Below are 3,420 nucleotides of genomic sequence, written 5' to 3'. Positions count from 1 at the left end.
CGGTACCGCGTTTGCGCCAGCGGGTACAAGAATTACCCGGCGCAGCCCAGCTTCCAGTCTGGCGCGACCATGATGATTTTCAGCTGAGTAATCATCTGCACAGAATAAGCCTGCCGAAGAACAGTGGTATGGCGACATTAATGACAAGATTAAGCGATTTCGCAAGTACGCCAATCAATACGGAATGCCCGCCGTGGGAAGTGCTCTTTGTCGATGGGCTTAAAGATGGCAAAAGCGTTTTCGCCTTAAAAATTCAGCACAGCCTTACCGATGGTGGCGGTTTAATTCAGTTGTTTGCCGCGGCCTTGTCTGGCAATAGTTACTGCCAGCTGCGTGGCAGTGTCTTAGCAGACATGGACCTTAAATCGTCAAAGCCACGCGGACGCGGGATCATTGCAACACCGCTAAGTGTGATTAAATCTGGGCTGAGGGTTTGGCAAAATCGCCGTGATTACGATTACTCATTGGCGAGTGCACAAAAGTATTTGAAATCTATTCAGTCTCTTAACGCTGCGCAAGTTGCAAGTGGCTCGCGCTTATTGCAGCGGCGCAGTGCAAGCAATGGCTATGATTTAATGAGCCTGCCGTTGCCAAGTATGAAGTTGTTAGCCAAAACCGCTCAGGCTTCACTAAATGATATCTACCTTGCCCTTATCATAGGCGCATTTCAGCGCTACCACACAGCCTTTGGTGTAGAGGATGAAGCAAGCCTGCCGCTGGCATTTCCCGTTAGTCTACGTAAGCCTGACGATGCGGTTGGAGGCAATCAGTTCACCGCGGTGACTTACGCGGCGCCGTTGAATATCGTCGATCCCAAGGAGCGGATCGATATTATACAAGGCTTTGTTCGTCGAGCCCGCGCTGAGCCGGCTTTAGATTTTATAAATCAATTGTTGCCGGTGGCGATGTTATTGCCAATCAAGTTAACGGCTAAACTCATCGCCCAATATTCAGCTCGCCTCGACGTGCAGGTGAGCAATATTCCAGGCATGTCCCAGGACGCATATCTGGCGGGTGTCTTGGTGGAGTCCCATTACGTGTTGCCACCGAGGCCCGGCTGCGCCTGTATGTTTGCCATGATTAGCCATCAGAATGTGGCAGGTATCGCGCTAAATTATGATCCCGCGGCCATACGCGAGCCGAAATTATTGCTAAGCTGCGTAAGCGACGAGTTTGCGGCGCTATGCGCGTACTTTGATATAGAGCAGTCACTATAGGCTGTTCAGAGCACATATTTTGATAATGGAGTTAGGCGGTGGCTGAAAAAAGCACGTTTCAGGGCAAGGCAAGTACGCCGATTTTTTGGCAGTCATGGTTGGCGCCCAATCCGCGGGCCTGCGTGGTTATAAGTCACGGCATGGGAGAGCATGGTGGACGTTATGCGCCTTTTGCAAAAATCTTGGTTGATCTGGGATTTAGCGTTTATGCCATCGATCATCGTGGTCACGGCCACTCTGGGGCGCCCAAAGGACTAATCAGTAATTTTCAGTATTGTGTGGATGATCTCGATCACCTCATTACCGCAATTGTGGCACCACAGAAATGCCCTATTATCTTGTTGGGTCACAGCATGGGGGGCGCAATAGCGACCTCGTATACGCTGCAACACCAAGATCGATTGGCAGCGCTTATTTTGTCAGGCGCCGCACTTAATAGTGATTTGGTGCCGGGGGTGATGAAGTTGGTGTGTAAGTTTCTTGGTACTTTGGCACCGCGCTTGCCGGTGCTAAAAATAGACCCCAGCTTGGTGAGCCGTGATCCTGAGCAAGTCGCCTTGTACGCTAACGACCCTTTAAATATGCATGGGGCTGTGCCGGTGCGAACCATCTCTGAAATGGTCAGTACCATTGTGACCATGCCTAGTAGATTTAGTGAGATTCGCCTACCTATATTGATTTTGCACGGTGAGCAAGATCTGCTCATCCCGGCAAAATCCAGTAGCGAATTGCACGCCAATATCTCGTCGACAGATAAAACACTACACATTTATCCCGGGCTATACCACGAGGTTCTCAATGAGATCGAAGCCGATCGGCAGCGAGTAGTTGGCGACATAAGTGAGTGGTTACTTGCGCGATTCCCTAGCGTATAGGAAGAGTCTGATAAACAGCTACGCGGAATAAGTGCGTAGCTGTTTTAGGGGCTTAGCGGAGTTTGGCAAAGAAGCTCTGAATGTCTTTAACCAAATTTACCGGTTCTTCCATTGCGGCAAAGTGTCCGCCATGGGGTAAATAGCTCAGCTGCTGCACATTGTAATAATGTTCAATCCAGGCCTTGGGTTGTAGTACCACTTCTTTTGGAAATACCGCAATTCCGCAGGGTGATTCCACTATCGGTGTGCGCTCGTGTGATGGCGACCACGGCTGGTGAGCGGCTTCGTAGTAAAAGCGCATTGAGCTGCCAATCGTTTCAGTTAGCCAGTAAAGCATGGTGGTTGTGATTAAATCGTCCTTGGAGAATACGCGCTCCACCTCGCCGTCACAGTCGCTCCAGCTGCGGCGCTTTTCTAGTATCCACGCGAGCAGGCCAGTTGGTGAATCATTTAAACCATAAGCCACGGTCTGTGGTCGGGTGGTTTGAATCGCGAAGTAACCGCCGCCATCAGCAAAAAAGTGCGCGTTATACTCCGCTAAAGATTGTTCTTCAGCCGTAAAGTAGCTGGGGTCGACGGTGCCGCCGGTAAAGGTGTCTAGCGGGAGTAGGGTAGTAAAGTGAGCGCCGATCAATTTGTCGGCATGTTTGTGGCCAAGCTGGGCGGTAATAATGGCCCCCCAGTCGTGGCCGTGTACGGCGAATTTGTCGTAGCCGAGGCCCTGCATTAGCTCGACAAAAATATCGGCAGTACGCCAAAAATTAATGCCGGTTTTGGTGATTGGCGAAGAGAAGCCATAGCCAGGCAATGAGGGAATAATTAAGTCGAATGCGTCGGCGGGGTCGCCGCCGTGGGTAGCCGGATCGCTTAAGGGGCCAAGCATCTTTTGGTAATCCCAAAAGCTCCAGGGCCAGCCATGTAGCAGTAGTAAGGGCTTACATGGTGTGCCTGTCCCTTTACCTTTTATGTGAATGAAGTGAATTGGCATCTCGTCGATAACACAGCGAAAGTGCGGGAATTCATTCATTGCCGCTTCATGTTTACGCCAGTCATATTCGTGCTGCCAGTGGTGCAGTAGCTCAGCCATATAAACGCCGTTACTACCGTAGGCCCACTCGCCGTTGCCAAAATCTAGGGGTAATCTGCTGGTATTCAATTTTTGGCTGAGTTCATCGAGCTGTGCTTGATCAATATTTATTTTAAAGGCTTCAATCTTCATTATATTTTTATATCTCAGTATTCATTGGCGGTGACGATAGCCGGAGCTCAGCCCATTAATTTTTCGAGTAGCTTAAGCATTTTGTCGGTGTGCGGCGCTTTGAAATAGG

The 3,420-nt window shown here is 50.1% G+C and carries 3 protein-coding genes; 2 read left to right on the top strand and 1 reads right to left on the bottom strand.

From position 1 onward, the window contains the following. Positions 1-1,217 (top strand): wax ester/triacylglycerol synthase domain-containing protein (locus tag ABYT30_RS17295; RefSeq protein ID WP_373097706.1); only part of this gene is annotated, 1,217 nt, incomplete at its 5' end. A 38-nt stretch (positions 1,218-1,255) separates the two neighbouring features. Then, on the top strand, positions 1,256-2,092 hold the full coding sequence (locus ABYT30_RS17290; RefSeq protein WP_373097704.1) for a lysophospholipase: 837 nt from the start codon (positions 1,256-1,258) through the stop codon (positions 2,090-2,092). Positions 2,093-2,144: 52 nt separating this feature from the next. Here the strand turns inward: ABYT30_RS17290 and ABYT30_RS17285 are convergent, their stop codons facing one another. Continuing rightward, positions 2,145-3,311, bottom strand: coding sequence for an epoxide hydrolase family protein (locus ABYT30_RS17285; protein WP_373097702.1), 1,167 nt, complete (start codon positions 3,309-3,311; stop codon positions 2,145-2,147). Positions 3,312-3,420 lie beyond the last annotated feature (109 nt).

Origin of the sequence: Zhongshania sp., assembly GCF_041623545.1 — a bacterium.
Lineage (GTDB): Bacteria > Pseudomonadota > Gammaproteobacteria > Pseudomonadales > Spongiibacteraceae > Spongiibacter.
This window is presented reverse-complemented; position numbering and strand designations above follow the sequence as displayed.

What these genes read in the sequence shown, in the direction of transcription:
- ABYT30_RS17285 (WP_373097702.1), bottom strand. Translation starts at nt 3,311, where the DNA reads ATGAAGATTGAAGCCTTTAAAATAAATATTGATCAAGCACAGCTCGAT.